This window comes from Pseudomonas sp. D3 (genome assembly GCF_029320995.1).
Lineage (GTDB): Bacteria > Pseudomonadota > Gammaproteobacteria > Pseudomonadales > Pseudomonadaceae > Aquipseudomonas > Aquipseudomonas paraveronii.
The window spans coordinates 5,706,940-5,722,871 of sequence record NZ_CP119772.1 but is presented as its reverse complement, the minus strand read 5'-3'; the positions used below and the strand labels follow the sequence as shown (position 1 = coordinate 5,722,871).

Genomic DNA, 15,932 nt, shown 5'->3' with positions numbered 1-15,932 from the left:
GCTGTAACAAACAGTTGCAGAAACTGCGCTGAGGCAAGCTGTCACGCGGCAAAAGACCACACAGGTCAATCGCCAAAATGGGACTACTCTTTTGACTGTGATTGATCCAGATCAAAGCTATTTCAGGATTTGTTCTGGTGGCCGCAAGGCCTGATTCCCTACGTGGTAGGTAAAAAAAGAAACGAATTGAAATTCGCCACACTCCATATCCGTGGGGGCAGTGGATGCGGCCTCCAGCCAGCATTCGGTATTACCTGACAGAGGAAGACTTATGTTCGGTTTGGAGGCGTTAGATCTCGCCCGAATTCAGTTTGCGTTCACCATCTCGTTCCACATCCTGTTCCCGGCGATCACCATCGGCCTGGCGAGTTACCTTGCGGTGCTAGAAGGCTTGTGGCTCAAGACCCATAACGACACCTACCGTGACCTCTACCATTTCTGGTCGAAGATCTTTGCCGTCAACTTCGGCATGGGCGTGGTCTCCGGCTTGGTCATGGCTTACCAGTTCGGCACCAACTGGAGCCGTTTCTCGGACTTCGCCGGCGCCGTCACCGGGCCGCTGCTGACGTATGAAGTGCTCACGGCCTTCTTCCTTGAGGCCGGTTTCCTCGGGGTGATGCTGTTCGGCTGGAACAAGGTGGGGCGCAAGCTGCACTTCTTTGCGACCGTGATGGTGGCCGTCGGCACGCTGATTTCCACTTTCTGGATTCTCGCCTCCAACAGCTGGATGCAGACACCCCAGGGCTTTGAAATCATCGACGGCCGCGTGATCCCTACGGACTGGCTGGCCGTGATCTTCAACCCCTCGTTCCCCTACCGCCTGATGCACATGGCCACGGCGGCGTTTGTCGCGACGGCGTTCTTCGTCGGTTCCTCTGCGGCCTGGCATTTGCTGCGCGGCAAGGACAACCCGGCCATCCGCAAGATGTTGTCGATGGCCATGTGGATGGCCCTGATCGTCGCGCCTATCCAGGCGGTGATCGGTGACTTCCACGGCCTCAACACCCTGGAGCACCAGCCGGCGAAAATCGCTGCGATTGAAGGCCACTGGGAAAATATCGGCAACGAGCCGACACCGCTGATCCTGTTCGGCTGGCCCGACATGAAGGCGGAAAAAACCAAGTACGCGGTGGAAATCCCTTATCTCGGCAGCCTGATCCTGACCCACTCCCTGGACAAACAGGTGCCGGCACTCAAGGACTTCCCGCCTGAGGACCGCCCCAACTCGACCATCGTGTTCTGGTCGTTCCGGGTTATGGTCGGCCTGGGCTTCCTGATGATCTTCACCGGCCTGTTCAGCCTCTGGCTGCGCCGGGGCGGCAAGATGTACACGTCCAGGCCGTTTCTGTACCTGGCGTTGTGGATGGGCCCGTCCGGCCTGATCGCGATTCTCGCCGGCTGGTTCACCACCGAGATCGGTCGCCAGCCGTGGGTGGTCTACGGGTTGATGCGCACGGCGGATGCGTCCTCCGGGCATAGCCTGGTGCAGATGAGCATCACCCTGGTGTTGTTCGTGGTGGTGTACTTCACGCTGTTCGGCGCTGGGTTGGGCTACATGATGCGCCTGGTGCGCAAAGGCCCGGTGATCCACGAAGGCATCGAGCCTACCCACGGTGGCCCAGGCCAGAAACGCACACCGGCGCGTCCGTTGTCGGCGGCCGATGACGGCAGCGATGACAATCACGTCGACATCCAGCACAAGGGGAATTGAGATGGGTATTGATCTTCCGCTGATCTGGGCCGTGATCATCATCTTCGGCATCATGATGTACGTGGTCATGGACGGCTTCGACCTGGGCATCGGCATCCTCTTTCCGTTTATCCCCGGCAAGACTGACCGTGACGTGATGATGAACACCGTCGCTCCGGTCTGGGACGGCAACGAAACCTGGCTGGTACTTGGCGGCGCGGCGTTGTTCGGCGCTTTCCCGCTGGCCTATTCGGTGGTGCTCTCGGCCTTGTACCTGCCGCTGATGCTGATGCTGATCGGGCTGATCTTTCGCGGTGTAGCCTTCGAGTTCCGCTTCAAGGCCAAGGACCACAAGCGTCACCTGTGGGACAAGGCGTTCATCGGTGGTTCGTTGGCGGCCACCTTCTTCCAGGGCGTGGCGCTGGGGGCGTTCATCGACGGCATCCCGGTGGTCAATCGCCAGTTTGCCGGTGGTTCACTCGATTGGGCGACGCCGTTCACGATGTTCTGCGGCGTGGCGCTGATCGTGGCCTACGCGTTGCTCGGTTGCACCTGGCTGATCATGAAGACCGAAGGCAAGTTGCAGGAGCAGATGCACAACCTGGCGCGGCCATTAGCCTTCGTGGTGCTGGCGGTGATCGGTGTCGTGAGTCTCTGGACGCCGCTGTCGCACCCGGAAATCGCCTCGCGCTGGTTCACCCTGCCGAACCTGTTCTGGTTCCTGCCGGTGCCGATCCTGGTGCTGGTGACCATGTACGGGCTGATCCGCGCCGTGGCGCGTAATGCGCACTACACGCCGTTCCTGCTGACGCTGGTGCTGATCTTCCTCGGCTACAGCGGCCTGGGTATCAGCCTGTGGCCAAATATCATCCCGCCATCGGTGTCGATCTGGGACGCCGCCGCGCCGCCGCAAAGCCAGGGCTTCATGCTGGTGGGCACGTTGTTCATCATCCCGTTCATCCTGGGCTACACCTTCTGGAGCTACTACGTGTTCCGCGGCAAGGTTACCCACGAAGACGGTTATCACTAGGAGGGTCGTTTAATGTCCGGCAAACCTTCATTGCACGAGATTGAACAGGCCGAGAAACAGCCACTGTGGCGGCGCCTTGGCTGGTTGGCGATGATCTGGACCGGCAGCGTGCTGGCCCTGTTCATCGTGGCCAGCCTGATGCGCCTGTTCATGAGCGCGGCCGGCCTGACCACACACTGATATCCCATCCCGGTGCCTCGCGGCACGGTTTTTTGACCCTGCCCCTTCTTTGGAGGGGGCGGGGTCTTTTTTTATTTGCGCGCTTTGAGAATCACGAACTTGGGCGTGGCGGCCACTTGCTCGACGCCACGGAACAGCCGCGCCAACTTGCTGTGATAGCCCAGGTGACGGTTGCCGACTATATAGAGCGCGCCGCCGACCACCAGCGCTTCGCGCGCCTGCTGGAACATGCGCCAGGCGAGGAAGTCGCCAACCACCTGCTGCTGGTGGAACGGCGGATTGCACAGCACCACCTCCAACGATTGCGGCGCCTGGCCGGCCAGGCCATCGTCGGCGCGGACGATGACGTCGCGATCACCCAGTGCGGTTTGCCAGTTCTCGGCGGCCGATTGCACGGCCATGTAGGACTCGTCCACCAACGTGTAGTGCGCGTCCGGGTTCTGCAGAGCGCTGGCAATCGCGAGTACGCCATTGCCGCAACCCAGGTCGGCAACCCGCGCACTGCCAAGGCCTGTGGGCAAGTGCGGGAGGAATGCGCGGGTGCCGATGTCCAGGCCTTCGCGGCAGAACACGTTGGCGTGGTTGAGCAGGGCGATGGCCGGTGTGTCCAGGGCGTAACGGGTGGGGTAGGGCGAGACGGCGGCCGGGCGATCCCCGGCGGTGGCAATCAACAGTCGCGCTTTTTTGACCGCCAGGGACGCGTGCATCGGCCCGATGTACTGCTCCAGCAATTCACCGGCCGCCCGTGGCAGATGCTTGACCATCGCACCGGCGATGACTTCAGCGCCCGGCGCCAGTTGGCCCTGCAGGCGGATCAACTGTTCTTCGAGCAACGCCAGGGTTTTCGGCACGCGGATCAGTACCCGGTCGAACGGCCCACGTGGCACGTGGCTGGCAGGCATGAACGGCACGGCATCAAACGTCTTGCCGTTGCGCACCAGGTTTTTCTCCAGGCCTTGGGCGGCGAGAAACGAGTCGCCGCTGGACGTTACCTGCACATGACCTTCAAGGCTGGCGGCCAATGCGCCAAAGCTGTCGTTCAGCACCAGCACGCGGGTCGCGGCGTTCGGTTGCTGCTCGGCCAGGTAGCTGAGCAGGTACTCGTCGGCGGCGTCGAACGCTTGCAGCGGATCGTTGTGCTGCTCGGGTTGGCGGATCAGATCGAGCTGGGCGAACGGGCTTTCAAGCAGGGGCATGGAGGGGGAGGCTCTGGGTAGTCGATGAGTGTTCGGCGGGTTGCATGGGGACCGGCGCAACCGTCTGAGTGAACTGCGAGGCGGCACCATGGGGGGCTGCGTCAACACTCAGAGTTGGCGATAAATGTTACTTTTTTTTCGCAAGGATTACATGCGGTGATTCCGCGCCGGTTAAAACAAACCCGCCTTCGAGGCGCAGAGTACGGCAGCGATCTTATTGTTGACTCCCAGCTTCCTGAAACAACTGGCGAGGTGAAAGCCAATCGTGCGCTCCGACAGGCACAGGATGCGGGCGATGTCTGAAGCGGTCTTGCCCAGAGCGGACCATTTGAGGATTTCTGTTTCCCGTGGGGTCAAGGTGTTGGGTGTCTCTGCGCCGGGGCTTTCGGCGTATTTCTGCGCGACCACTGCATGCATGGCATGGCAGAGCCACAATACCTGGCCGGCCTTCTCGTACAGCTCCTGCGGGCTGACCTCACCCTTACCGCGTCCCAGGGTCAGCATGCTGAACACCCCCTGGAAGTCGTGGACCGACTGGGTCCAACCCAGGTGTACGCCAGAAGACTGGGCCAGTTCCCATAAGTTCGGCGCGGCGCCGAACACTTTTTCCTCCCAGACAATCGGCAGTACGCAACGTTTGCAGTGGGTGACGACCGGGTCTACATCGAAGAAGTGGGCCTGGTCGTACAGTGTGTTCCATTCATTTGGATAGTTGTTGAGGCGAATCGGTTTGTTTGGGTGTGTGGGTCGTTGAGCGCTCATCGTAAAGGAACAGAATTGGAAGCCAAGCTCGTATGTTTGGTTGATGACCATTTCAAATACGCTGGTGATCTTGTCCTCGCCCTCCAGCTTGGGGAGCCGTGTATTGCGCCAGTTGACCATCTGTAACTCTCCATGGATTTTTTGTGACTTGGGTACGTCCTGGCCCCCAACGTTGCACGGAATGGAGTGTAGGATATCGGCTACATTTGCCGATGAAATTTTCGCTCTTGTACCGAGTGTTCTAATAGTTTTTCAATCAAGCATTAGTTCGCTATTCAAATGCCGGTATTTTTTTTCAGATTTTTTAGTGGGTTGTGACGCCTGTAACGTTCAACTAACAAAGACACTGCGTGCCAATGTAATGGAACGATGTGGGGTAATAGCGAAATGATTAAGGGTGAAGTCAAAGTGCTACTATTTTGGCAAGCCCTGGGTGGCCAAACGATGCTACTGCCGACTGTAGGTGTTTCCGCGCGTGACTTTGGGGGACACTAGGGCACCTGTAGAACGGAGCTCCCCATGACGGCCAGTGCTGAGAAATTTACCCGCCAGACCCTGCTCGACGTGCAATCGCTGACGCCCAGCCTCTTCACCCTGCGCACCACCCGTGACCCGGGCTTCCGGTTTACCGCTGGCCAGTTCGTGCGCCTGGGGGTGACCAAGGCCGATGGCAGCACGGTATGGCGCGCGTACTCTGTGGTGTCGTCGCCGTTTGATGAGTATCTGGATTTCTTCTCGATTGTGGTGCCCGGCGGCGAGTTCACCAGCGAGCTGAGCCGCTTGCGCGTGGGCGATACGCTGATGGTCGAGCGCCAGGCCACAGGCTTCCTGACCCTGAACCGGTTTGTCGACGGCCGTGACCTGTGGCTGCTGGGCACCGGCACCGGGGTGGCGCCGTTCCTGTCGATCCTGCAGGACTTTGAGGTCTGGGAAAAATTCGAGCGCATCATCCTCGTGTACAGCGCCCGGGAGGCCAGGGAGCTGGCCTATCAGTCGCTGATCCAAGGGCTGGCGCAGCGAGAGTACCTGGCCGAGTACGCCCACAAACTGACGTACCTGCCGCTGGTCACCCGCGAGCAGCATCCCGGCGCCCTGCATGGGCGCATTACCACCCTGATCGAGAATGGCGAACTGGAGCGCGCAGCCGGCGTCGAGCTGACCCCGGAGCATTCGCGCGTGATGATTTGCGGCAACCCGCAGATGATCGACGACACCCGCCAATTGCTCAAACAACGCGACATGCAATTGAGCCTGTCCCGGCGCCCTGGCCAGGTGGCGGTGGAAAACTACTGGTAACAAAAAGGCGCCCCTGGAGGCGCCTTCTTTCAAATCGATACGGCTTACAGCGGCTTTTCGTTCTGTGCCTTGAGCAGGTCACGGATTTCACCCAGCAACACTTCTTCCTTGCTCGGCGTCGGCGGCAGGCTTGGGGCCACCGCTTCTTCGCGCTTCAGGCGGTTGATGGCCTTCACACCCATGAAGATCGCAAACGCGACGATCAGGAAGTCGATCACGCTCTGGATGAACTTGCCGTAGGCCAGCACGACCGCCGGGACATTGCCCTGGGCAGCCTTGAGCGTCACGGCCAAATCAGCGAAGTCGACACCGCCGATCAACAGACCGATCGGTGGCATCACCACGTCGCCTACAAACGATGAAACAATTTTGCCGAAGGCGGCGCCGATGATAATACCGACGGCCATGTCGACCACATTACCTTTGACCGCGAAGGCCTTGAACTCACTGATCACGCCCATAGGTTATTCCTTGTTACAGATGAGAAGGGTGGAGCTCAGTGTAAGTCAGTCGTAACGGGCTTGCCTGACACAACTGTTAACACTGTTGGTTTTTATCGACACATTAAATCGTAAATAGTTTTCAAAGTGCCATCACTCGCGCGCGAATTACCCATAATTTCAGTGGGTTACCAGATTATTTTCTCAATCGCCCTGGTGGTGTTTTTCTATTTATCTTCTGACTCGCGGGTCACTAGCCTCTGGCAAGCACAACTGAATGTGCATTAAAAAAACCAGAGGAAACCTCGATGAACAACCCCATGAACCGCGCGCCCGTTCTGGCGCGCCATGCGCTGGTGCTGGCGACCGTCAGCCTGCTTTCCCTGTCTGTGCACGCCGCCAACCTGACCCGCGATAACGGCGCCATCGTCGGCGACAACCAGAACTCGCAAACTGCTGGCGCCAACGGCCCGGTGCTGCTGCAAGACGTGCAACTGATTCAGAAACTGCAACGCTTTGACCGTGAACGCATCCCCGAGCGCGTGGTACATGCCCGTGGTACCGGCGCCCACGGCACGTTTACCGTCACCGATAACCTCAGCGATCTGACCAAGGCCAAAGTCTTCGCCGCCGGCGAAGCAACCCCGGTATTCGTGCGGTTCTCGGCGGTGGTACACGGCAACCATTCCCCGGAAACCCTGCGCGACCCTCGCGGTTTCGCCACCAAGTTCTACACCGCCGACGGCAACTGGGACTTGGTCGGCAACAACTTCCCGACGTTCTTTATCCGCGATGCCATCAAGTTCCCGGACATGGTCCACGCCTTCAAGCCGGACCCACGCACTAACCTGGATGATGACTCGCGTCGTTTCGACTTCTTCTCTCATGTTCCCGAAGCCACCCGCACACTGACCGAGTTGTACTCCGACGCCGGCACGCCGGCCAGTTACCGCGAAATGGACGGCAATGGCGTACATGCCTACAAGTTGATCAACGCCAAAGGCGAAGTGCATTACGTCAAGTTCCACTGGAAGAGCCTGCAAGGCATCAAGAATCTTGATCCCAAGCAAGTCACTGAGGTGCAGGGCCGTGACTACAGCCATATGACGAATGACCTGGTCACGCATATCAACAAGGGCGACTTCCCCAAGTGGGACTTGTACGTGCAGGTGCTCAAGCCTGAGGAACTGGCCAAGTTCGACTTTGACCCGTTGGACGCCACCAAGATCTGGCCCAATGTTCCCGAGCGCAAAGTCGGGCAGATGGTGTTGAACCGCAACCCGGCCAATGTCTTCCAGGAAACCGAGCAAGTAGCCATGGCCCCGGCCAACCTGGTGCCGGGCATCGAACCGTCGGAAGATCGCCTGCTGCAAGGCCGGGTGTTCTCCTATGCCGACACGCAGATGTACCGCCTGGGCGCCAACGCCCTGCAACTGCCGATCAACGCCCCTCGGGTCACCGTCAACAACGGTAACCAGGACGGTGCGATGAATCTCGGCAAAACCACCACCGGTGTTAACTACCAGCCAAGCCGCCTGCTGCCACGCGAAGAGCCGCAAACCGCGCGTTACAGCCAGTCGCCGCTGGTGGGCAGTACCCAGCAGGCGAAGATCCTGCGTGAGCAGAACTTCAAGCAGGCCGGTGATCTGTATCGCTCCTACAGCAAGAAGGAACGTCAGGACTTGATCGAGAACTTCGGCGGCTCCTTGGCCACCACCGACGACGAGAGCAAGCACATCATCCTGTCGTTCCTCTATAAAGCCGACCCGGAATACGGCACCGGCGTGACCAAGGTCGCCAAGGGTGACCTGGCCCGCGTGAAAGCGCTGGCGGAAAAACTGACTGACTGACGTTGGTTCCGGTCGACGCCCTACATGGGCGTCGACGCTTTCAATGGGGGCTTTGCCCCTGGCAGGAGAATGACCATGCGTATTTCCATCGGGCTGCTGATGGCCATGCTGGCCTTCGTCGCCCACGCCGAGTCCCCGGACCCGGTTGCGCTCAAGGCGCAATTGCAGGACTACTATTTCGACGCCGCTCGCCGTGGCGATCTCGACATGCTCAACACCTTTATCGACGCCGGCTACAGCCTCAATACCCAGGACGACAAGGGCTACACCGCGCTGATCCTCGCCGCGTATCACGGCCAGGGGCCCTTCGTGGAGCGCTTGCTCAGTGCCGGCGCCGACGCCTGCGTGCAGGACCAGCGCGGCAACACCGCACTGATGGGCGCGATCTTCAAGGGTGAACTGAACATCGCCCGGCGCTTGCTGGCCACCGCCTGCAACGCCGATCAACGCAACGGCGCCGGGCAAACCGCCGCCATGTACGCCGGGCTGTTCAAGCGCCTCGAACTGCTTGACGAGTTGAAAGCCAAAGGCGCCGACCTGAATGCCGAAGACCCGATCGGCAACAGTGCTTCACGATTGGCCAGCGGTGAAATCCGGACCCCGGCGCCGCGCTGAGCTATCATCGCGGTTTTTCGGTTGGAGGTTCTCAAATGGCAAAGGCCAAGCGCATGTACGGCTGCACCGAGTGCGGCGCGACCTTTCCCAAGTGGGCCGGCCAGTGTACCGAGTGCGGGGCGTGGAACACCCTCACGGAAACCATGATCGAAAGCGGCGGCGCTGCGGCCCCCAGCGGCCGCGCCGGCTGGACCGGGCAACAGGCGCAGATCAAGACCCTGGCCGAAGTCAGCGTCGAGGAGGTCCCGCGTTTCTCCACTGCCTCCGGTGAACTTGACCGGGTGCTGGGCGGCGGCCTGGTGGACGGCTCGGTGGTCCTGATCGGCGGCGACCCCGGTATCGGCAAATCGACCATCCTGTTGCAAACCCTGTGCAGCATCGCCAGCCGCATGCCGGCGCTGTACGTCACCGGCGAAGAATCCCAGCAACAAGTGGCCATGCGCGCACGCCGCCTGGGCCTGCCCCAGGACCAGTTGCGGGTGATGACCGAAACCTGCATCGAAAGCATCATCGCCACCGCGCGGATCGAAAAGCCCAAGGTCATGGTGATCGACTCGATCCAGACGATCTTCACCGAGCAACTGCAATCGGCCCCGGGTGGCGTGTCCCAGGTGCGTGAAAGCGCGGCGCTGTTGGTGCGTTATGCCAAGCAAAGCGGCACGGCGATCTTCCTGGTCGGTCACGTGACCAAGGAAGGCGCGCTGGCCGGGCCACGGGTGTTGGAGCACATGGTCGACACCGTGCTGTATTTCGAAGGCGAATCCGATGGCCGTTTACGCTTGCTGCGGGCCGTGAAGAACCGCTTCGGTGCGGTGAACGAGCTGGGCGTATTCGCTATGACCGACCGCGGGCTGAAAGAAGTTTCCAACCCCTCGGCGATTTTTCTGACCCGTGCCCAGGAGGAAGTCCCAGGCAGTGTGGTGATGGCAACGTGGGAAGGCACCCGGCCGATGCTGGTGGAAGTGCAGGCGCTGGTGGACGACAGCCACTTGGCCAACCCGCGCCGGGTGACCCTGGGCCTGGACCAGAACCGTCTGGCGATGCTGCTTGCGGTACTCCACCGCCACGGCGGTATCCCGACCCATGATCAGGACGTGTTCCTTAACGTGGTGGGCGGGGTCAAGGTGCTGGAGACCGCGTCCGACCTGGCGTTGATGGCGGCGGTGATGTCCAGTCTGCGCAACCGCCCGCTGCCCCACGACCTGTTGGTGTTCGGCGAAGTCGGCCTGTCGGGCGAAGTGCGCCCGGTGCCCAGTGGTCAGGAGCGTTTAAAGGAAGCGGCCAAGCACGGCTTCAAACGCGCGATCGTGCCCAAGGGCAACGCACCGAAGGAAGCGCCGCCGGGGTTGCAGGTGATTGCGGTGACGCGGCTGGAGCAGGCGTTGGATGCACTTTTCGAGTAGCCCACGGCACCGCCCCTCCCACAGGTGGTCAGAGCTCCAGCAAGGCGCCCAACTGCCGCTCCAGTTCTTCCTGATCGCCCAGGTTCAACTCGACCAAGCGGCGCAAATGGCTGATCGACTCCAGGCTGATGTGCTCGCACTCAAACCCCAGTTGGCCAGGTTGGTCGTGGGTCAGCCTGACCTGCATCTGCACATCGGTAGTGGCGTCCAGGTGGATATCCACATGGAACGACTCAGTGCCGATGCCAAGCCAGGGTGTCGGTCTCAGCACCAGCAAGCCCTTGAGCGATAAATCCACCAACTGCACTGGCCATTCCTGACCGTTTTGCCGGAGTTTGGTCTTGGCATCAAAGGCGATCCGGCGAAAACGACGGCGATCAGACGCATGTTCGGTCATGGTGAAACCCTCTGTGGATGAAGGGATTGTAGCCTTGCGCCATTATTGAGGCTTTATTTCTGCTTTTTTTGCCATGGGAAGGCTCTAGACCAACGTAGGGGGCTGGCCTTTAAGGCCAGTAGCGCTAAACTCGAGCTGGTCGTCCTTTCTGTCCACCCTGGCTGGAATATAAAAATGAAGAATAATAATAGCCTGCTACGCCACTTACCCTGGCTGGTACTGGCAATAGTAGGTGCGTGCGCCCTAGGCGTAGTGGCTTTGCGCCGCGGCGAGGCGATTAACGCCTTGTGGATCGTGGTCGCCGCAGTGGCGATCTATCTGGTTGCCTATCGTTACTACAGTCTGTTCATCGCCAACAACGTGATGCAGCTCGATCCACTACGGGCCACCCCGGCAGTGGTCAATAACGACGGTTTGGACTTCGTGCCGACCAACAAACACATTCTTTTTGGTCACCACTTTGCGGCGATTGCCGGTGCAGGCCCCTTGGTCGGCCCGGTGTTGGCGGCGCAAATGGGTTATCTGCCCGGCACTCTGTGGCTGATCGCCGGGGTGGTGCTGGCCGGTGCGGTGCAGGACTTCATGGTCCTGTTCCTGTCCACCCGTCGTAACGGCCGTTCCCTGGGGGATATGGTTCGCGAAGAGATGGGCCGCATTCCGGGGACCATCGCGCTGTTCGGCTGCTTCCTGATCATGATCATCATCCTCGCGGTGCTGGCGCTGATCGTGGTCAAGGCCCTGGCCGAGAGCCCGTGGGGCATCTTCACGGTGATGGCGACCATCCCGATCGCGATGTTCATGGGCGTCTACATGCGCTACATCCGCCCGGGCCGCATCGGTGAGATTTCGATCGTCGGCGTGCTGTTGCTGCTCGGTTCGATCTGGCTGGGCGGGCAGATTGCCGCCGATCCGGCCTGGGCCAAGGTGTTCAGTTTCACCGGCATCCAGATCACCTGGATGCTGATCGGCTACGGTTTCGTCGCAGCGGTACTGCCGGTGTGGCTGATCCTGGCACCGCGTGACTATCTCTCCACCTTCCTCAAAATCGGCACCATCGTCGCCTTGGCCATCGGTATCCTGGTGACCATGCCCGACCTGAAAATGCCGGCGCTGACCCAATTCATCGATGGCACCGGCCCGGTGTGGAAGGGCGGACTGTTCCCGTTCCTGTTCATCACCATTGCCTGCGGTGCGGTCTCGGGCTTCCACGCGCTGATCGCTTCGGGCACCACGCCGAAGTTGCTGGCCAGTGAAGGCCACGCCCGTTACATCGGGTATGGCGGCATGTTGATGGAGTCGTTCGTGGCCATCATGGCGATGGTTGCCGCTTCGGTGATCGAGCCTGGCGTGTACTTCGCCATGAACAGCCCTGCGGCGATTGTCGGCTCCGACGTGGTCACCGTCGCTCAAACCGTCAGCAGTTGGGGCTTTGCGATTACGCCTGAGGCGCTGTCGGCCGTTGCCCGTGACATCGGCGAAACCACCGTCCTGGCGCGTGCCGGCGGTGCGCCGACGCTCGCTGTGGGTATCGCGCAGATCCTGCACAGTGTCCTGCCAGGTGAAAACACCATGGCGTTCTGGTACCACTTTGCGATCCTGTTCGAAGCGCTGTTCATCCTGACGGCGGTCGACGCCGGTACCCGTGCCGGGCGCTTCATGCTGCAAGACCTGCTGGGTTCCTTCGTGCCGGCGCTCAAACGTACCGAGTCCTGGACCGCCAACCTGATCGCGACCGCCGGTTGCGTGGCCATGTGGGGTTACCTGCTGTATCAAGGTGTGATCGACCCACTGGGCGGCATCAACACCTTGTGGCCGCTGTTCGGTATCTCCAACCAGATGCTGGCAGGTATCGCGCTGATGCTGGCGACTGTCGTGCTGATCAAAATGAAGCGCCAACGCTACATTTGGGTGACCATGCTGCCGGCTGTCTGGCTGCTGATCTGCACCACCACCGCGGGCTTCATCAAGCTGTTCGACGCTAACCCGGCGATCGGCTTCCTGTCGCTGGCGAAGAAGTACAGCGATGCGCTGGCCAACGGTCAGATCCTGGCCCCGGCCAAGAGTATCGACCAGATGCAGCATGTGATCTGGAATGCCTACACCAACGCAACGCTGACGGCGCTGTTCCTGTTCGTGGTCTTCAGCATCCTGTTCTATGCGCTCAAGGTCGGCATTGCCGCCTGGGGTAACAAAGAACGCACGGATAAAGAAGCCCCGTTCCAGGCCGTACCGGACGCATGATCGAGGATTGCAGCCATGTTCAATGACATCAGTCGCCTCGGTAAATACCTCGGTCAGGCCGCGCGCCTGATGGTCGGCATGCCTGACTACGACACTTACGTCGAGCATATGCAAACCAAACACCCGGACAAGCCGATGATGGACTACAAGGCGTTCTTCCGGGAACGCCAGGAAGCCCGTTACGGCGGCAAGGGTGGGCCCAAATGCTGCTGACCCGGTAATTCGGGCCGGCGGTGATTTACTGTGGGAGGGGGCTTGCTCCCGATAGCGATGTGTCAGTGACATACCAGTGCCTGACACACTCCTATCGGGGGCAAGCCACCTCCCACATTTGTTTCTTTGTTTCTTCAAGGAGAATTTCTTTGTCCTCTCCCATCCCCGTCACCGTCCTTAGTGGCTTCCTCGGCGCCGGCAAGACCACGTTGCTGCGCCACCTGCTCAAAGCCGAGCACGGCTTGAAAATCGCCGTGATCGAAAACGAATTCAGCGACGCCGGTATCGACACCCAGCTATTGGGCGCCGAGCCCGTGCAAGTCATGACCCTGTCCAACGGCTGCGTGTGCTGCACCATCCACACCGACCTGACCAAAGCCCTGTACCTGCTGCTGGAGCGTCTGGACAGCGGCGAGATCGCCTTCGACCGCCTGGTGATCGAATGCACCGGCCTGGCCGACCCGGCCCCCGTGGCCCAGACCTTTTTCATCGATGAAGAGCTGCGCGAGCGCTACATCCTCGACGGCATCATCACCCTGGTGGACGCGGCCCACGCCGAGCAGCACCTGAGCCAAACCATCGCCCAGGCGCAGATCGGGTTTGCCGACCGCCTGCTGGTGAGCAAGCGCGACCTGGTGGACGACGTAACTTTCGACGCCCTCAGCCAGCGCCTGACCCGCATCAACCGCCGCGCGCCGATTCGCGTGGTCGACCACGGCGCCATCGACCTGGCCGAGCTGCTCGACGTGCGCGGCTTCAACCTCAACGCCGGCATGAACCTGCGCCCGGTCAGCGCCGCGCCGTCCATCGACCGTATCTCCAGCCTGGTGCTGCGCACCGAGCAGCCGCTGGATATCGACCGCCTCAGCGAGTTCATGAACGAACTGCTGGAAGACCACGGCAAGCAACTGCTGCGCTACAAGGGCGTGCTGAACATCGCCGGAGACGATCGGCGCATGGTGTTCCAGGGCGTGCTGAAACTGTACGGCTTCGATTGGGACACCGAATGGGCCGAGGGCGAAGTGCGGGAGAGTGTGATTGTGTTTATTGCCGATGAGTTGCCGGAAGACAAGATTCGCGAGGGCTTTGCGAAGGTCTATCAAGCCTAACTTGGAAATACGATCAAAAATGTGGGAGGGGGCTTGCCCCCGATGGCGGTGGGTCAGCAAACATATAAGTGGCTGACACACTGCTATCGGGGGCAAGCCCCCTCCCACATTGGGTTGCATTCCAAATCCTGATTGGCATAAAAAAACCCGGCTCAAGAGCCGGGCTTCTTAGTCAAGCAACTGCAATCAAGCGCCGTACACCGGCAGCTTTTTGCAGATGGCCTTGACCTTCTCACGTACCGCATCGATCACGGCGTCGTTGTTCAGGTCAGCCAGGATGTCGCAGATCCAGCCGGCCAGTTCCTTGCACTCTGCTTCCTTGAAGCCGCGAGTGGTCACGGCCGGGGTACCGAAACGCAGGCCCGAGGTGACGAACGGCGAACGTGGATCGTTCGGTACGGAGTTTTTGTTCACGGTGATGAAGGCTTTGCCCAGGGCAGCGTCAGCATCTTTACCGGAGATGTCCTGCTTGATCAGCGACAGCAGGAACAGGTGGTTTTCAGTCCCGCCGGACACCACGTCAAAACCGCGTGCGATAAACACGTCAGCCATGGCCTTGGCGTTTTTCACCACTTGTTGCTGGTAAGTCTTGAACTCAGGCTGCAGGGCTTCTTTGAAGCAGACCGCTTTGGCGGCGATCACGTGTTCCAGCGGGCCGCCTTGGGAGCCTGGGAATACCGCGGAGTTGAGCTTCTTCTCGATCTCGGCGTTGGCACGAGCCAGGATCAGGCCGCCACGTGGACCGCGCAGGGTTTTGTGCGTGGTGGTGGTGACGACGTCAGCGAACGGAACCGGGTTCGGGTAGACGCCAGCAGCGACCAGACCGGCCACGTGGGCCATGTCGACGAACAGGTACGCGCCCACTTTGTCGGCGATTGCGCGGAAACGTGGGAAGTCGAGGATCTGCGAGTAGGCAGAGAAACCGGCCACGATCATTTTCGGCTTGTGCTCGACCGCCAGGCGCTCGACTTCGTCGTAGTCGATCAGGCCGTTGGCATCGATACCGTATTGAACGGCGTTGTACAGCTTGCCGGAGGAAGAAACGCTGGCGCCGTGGGTCAGGTGACCGCCGTGGGCCAGGCTCATGCCCAGGATGGTGTCGCCGCCTTGCAGCAGGGCCAGGTAAACGGCGCTGTTGGCTTGGGAGCCAGCGTGTGGCTGGACGTTGGCGTAATCGGCGCCGAACAGTTGCTTGGCGCGGTCGATGGCCAGTTGCTCAACCACGTCGACGTATTCGCAGCCGCCATAGTAGCGCTTGCCTGGGTAGCCTTCGGCGTACTTGTTGGTCAGAACCGAACCTTGAGCCTCCATGACCGCAGGGCTGGTGTAGTTTTCCGAAGCGATCAGCTCGATGTGCTCTTCCTGGCGCACGGCTTCTTGCTCCATGGCGGCGAAGAGATCGGCGTCGTACTTGGCAATAGTCAAATCACGGCTGAACATGGCGGTCCTCAAGGATCGGGGGGCAGAAAAGGAAGGCATTCTAACCCAACGGGTTTTAGATGGCATATGA

15 protein-coding genes are annotated in these 15,932 nt (G+C 60.4%); 10 read left to right on the top strand and 5 right to left on the bottom strand.

Annotated elements, in window-relative coordinates:
- Nucleotides 1-271 precede the first annotated feature (271 nt).
- The 3 genes from P3S72_RS26430 to P3S72_RS26420 are packed head-to-tail and all read left to right on the top strand — an operon-like array spanning nucleotide 272 to nucleotide 2,900.
- The gene (locus P3S72_RS26430; protein WP_276194967.1) at nucleotides 272-1,711 is read left to right on the top strand and encodes a cytochrome ubiquinol oxidase subunit I; all 1,440 of its coding nucleotides are present in this window, start codon (nucleotides 272-274) and stop codon (nucleotides 1,709-1,711) included.
- Between the two features lies 1 nt (nucleotide 1,712).
- Nucleotides 1,713-2,720, top strand: coding sequence for a cytochrome d ubiquinol oxidase subunit II (gene cydB / locus P3S72_RS26425; protein WP_276194966.1), 1,008 nt, complete (start codon nucleotides 1,713-1,715; stop codon nucleotides 2,718-2,720).
- A gap of 12 nt (nucleotides 2,721-2,732) precedes the next feature.
- Nucleotides 2,733-2,900 (top strand): DUF2474 domain-containing protein, encoded by a 168-nt coding sequence (locus tag P3S72_RS26420; RefSeq protein WP_247396582.1) that lies wholly within the window; start codon nucleotides 2,733-2,735, stop codon nucleotides 2,898-2,900.
- A 71-nt stretch (nucleotides 2,901-2,971) separates the two neighbouring features.
- On the opposite strand, the gene P3S72_RS26415 is transcribed toward P3S72_RS26420, so the two are convergent.
- Both P3S72_RS26415 and P3S72_RS26410 read right to left on the bottom strand, forming a co-directional pair.
- On the bottom strand, nucleotides 2,972-4,096 hold the full coding sequence (locus P3S72_RS26415) for a methyltransferase (protein WP_276194965.1): 1,125 nt from the start codon (nucleotides 4,094-4,096) through the stop codon (nucleotides 2,972-2,974).
- A 171-nt stretch (nucleotides 4,097-4,267) separates the two neighbouring features.
- Nucleotides 4,268-4,978, bottom strand: a complete 711-nt coding sequence (locus P3S72_RS26410) for a LuxR family transcriptional regulator (RefSeq protein WP_276194964.1) — start codon at nucleotides 4,976-4,978, stop codon at nucleotides 4,268-4,270.
- A gap of 399 nt (nucleotides 4,979-5,377) precedes the next feature.
- On the opposite strand from P3S72_RS26410, the gene P3S72_RS26405 reads away from it, so the two are divergent.
- Nucleotides 5,378-6,154 carry a ferredoxin--NADP reductase gene (locus P3S72_RS26405; protein ID WP_247396573.1) on the top strand — a complete coding sequence of 259 codons (777 nt, stop codon included), beginning with the start codon at nucleotides 5,378-5,380 and terminating at the stop codon, nucleotides 6,152-6,154.
- A 44-nt stretch (nucleotides 6,155-6,198) separates the two neighbouring features.
- On the opposite strand, the gene mscL is transcribed toward P3S72_RS26405, so the two are convergent.
- Nucleotides 6,199-6,615, bottom strand: coding sequence for a large-conductance mechanosensitive channel protein MscL (mscL, locus tag P3S72_RS26400; protein WP_247396571.1), 417 nt, complete (start codon nucleotides 6,613-6,615; stop codon nucleotides 6,199-6,201).
- 299 nt (nucleotides 6,616-6,914) lie between these two features.
- Here mscL and katB point away from each other — a divergent pair, with 299 nt between their 5' ends.
- From katB to radA, 3 genes are all read left to right on the top strand, one after another.
- Nucleotides 6,915-8,444, top strand: coding sequence for a catalase KatB (katB, locus tag P3S72_RS26395; RefSeq protein WP_276197998.1), 1,530 nt, complete (start codon nucleotides 6,915-6,917; stop codon nucleotides 8,442-8,444).
- A 75-nt stretch (nucleotides 8,445-8,519) separates the two neighbouring features.
- Nucleotides 8,520-9,059: an ankyrin repeat domain-containing protein gene (locus P3S72_RS26390; RefSeq protein WP_276194963.1), complete on the top strand. Its 540-nt coding sequence runs from the start codon at nucleotides 8,520-8,522 to the stop codon at nucleotides 9,057-9,059.
- A 35-nt stretch (nucleotides 9,060-9,094) separates the two neighbouring features.
- On the top strand, nucleotides 9,095-10,462 hold the full coding sequence (gene radA, locus P3S72_RS26385) for a DNA repair protein RadA (RefSeq protein WP_017848272.1): 1,368 nt from the start codon (nucleotides 9,095-9,097) through the stop codon (nucleotides 10,460-10,462).
- Between the two features lie 28 nt (nucleotides 10,463-10,490).
- Here the strand turns inward: radA and P3S72_RS26380 are convergent, their stop codons facing one another.
- Nucleotides 10,491-10,859 carry a PilZ domain-containing protein gene (locus tag P3S72_RS26380; protein ID WP_247396566.1) on the bottom strand — a complete coding sequence of 123 codons (369 nt, stop codon included), beginning with the start codon at nucleotides 10,857-10,859 and terminating at the stop codon, nucleotides 10,491-10,493.
- A 174-nt stretch (nucleotides 10,860-11,033) separates the two neighbouring features.
- Here P3S72_RS26380 and P3S72_RS26375 point away from each other — a divergent pair, with 174 nt between their 5' ends.
- From P3S72_RS26375 to yjiA, 3 genes are all read left to right on the top strand, one after another.
- A complete protein-coding gene (locus P3S72_RS26375; protein WP_276194962.1) occupies nucleotides 11,034-13,100 on the top strand; it encodes a carbon starvation CstA family protein in 2,067 nt (688 codons plus the stop codon).
- A gap of 15 nt (nucleotides 13,101-13,115) precedes the next feature.
- On the top strand, nucleotides 13,116-13,313 hold the full coding sequence (locus P3S72_RS26370) for a YbdD/YjiX family protein (protein ID WP_003176208.1): 198 nt from the start codon (nucleotides 13,116-13,118) through the stop codon (nucleotides 13,311-13,313).
- 149 nt (nucleotides 13,314-13,462) lie between these two features.
- Nucleotides 13,463-14,422 carry a GTPase gene (gene yjiA / locus P3S72_RS26365; RefSeq protein ID WP_276194961.1) on the top strand — a complete coding sequence of 320 codons (960 nt, stop codon included), beginning with the start codon at nucleotides 13,463-13,465 and terminating at the stop codon, nucleotides 14,420-14,422.
- A gap of 186 nt (nucleotides 14,423-14,608) precedes the next feature.
- On the opposite strand, the gene glyA is transcribed toward yjiA, so the two are convergent.
- Nucleotides 14,609-15,862, bottom strand: a complete 1,254-nt coding sequence (gene glyA / locus P3S72_RS26360) for a serine hydroxymethyltransferase (protein ID WP_247397081.1) — start codon at nucleotides 15,860-15,862, stop codon at nucleotides 14,609-14,611.
- Nucleotides 15,863-15,932 lie beyond the last annotated feature (70 nt).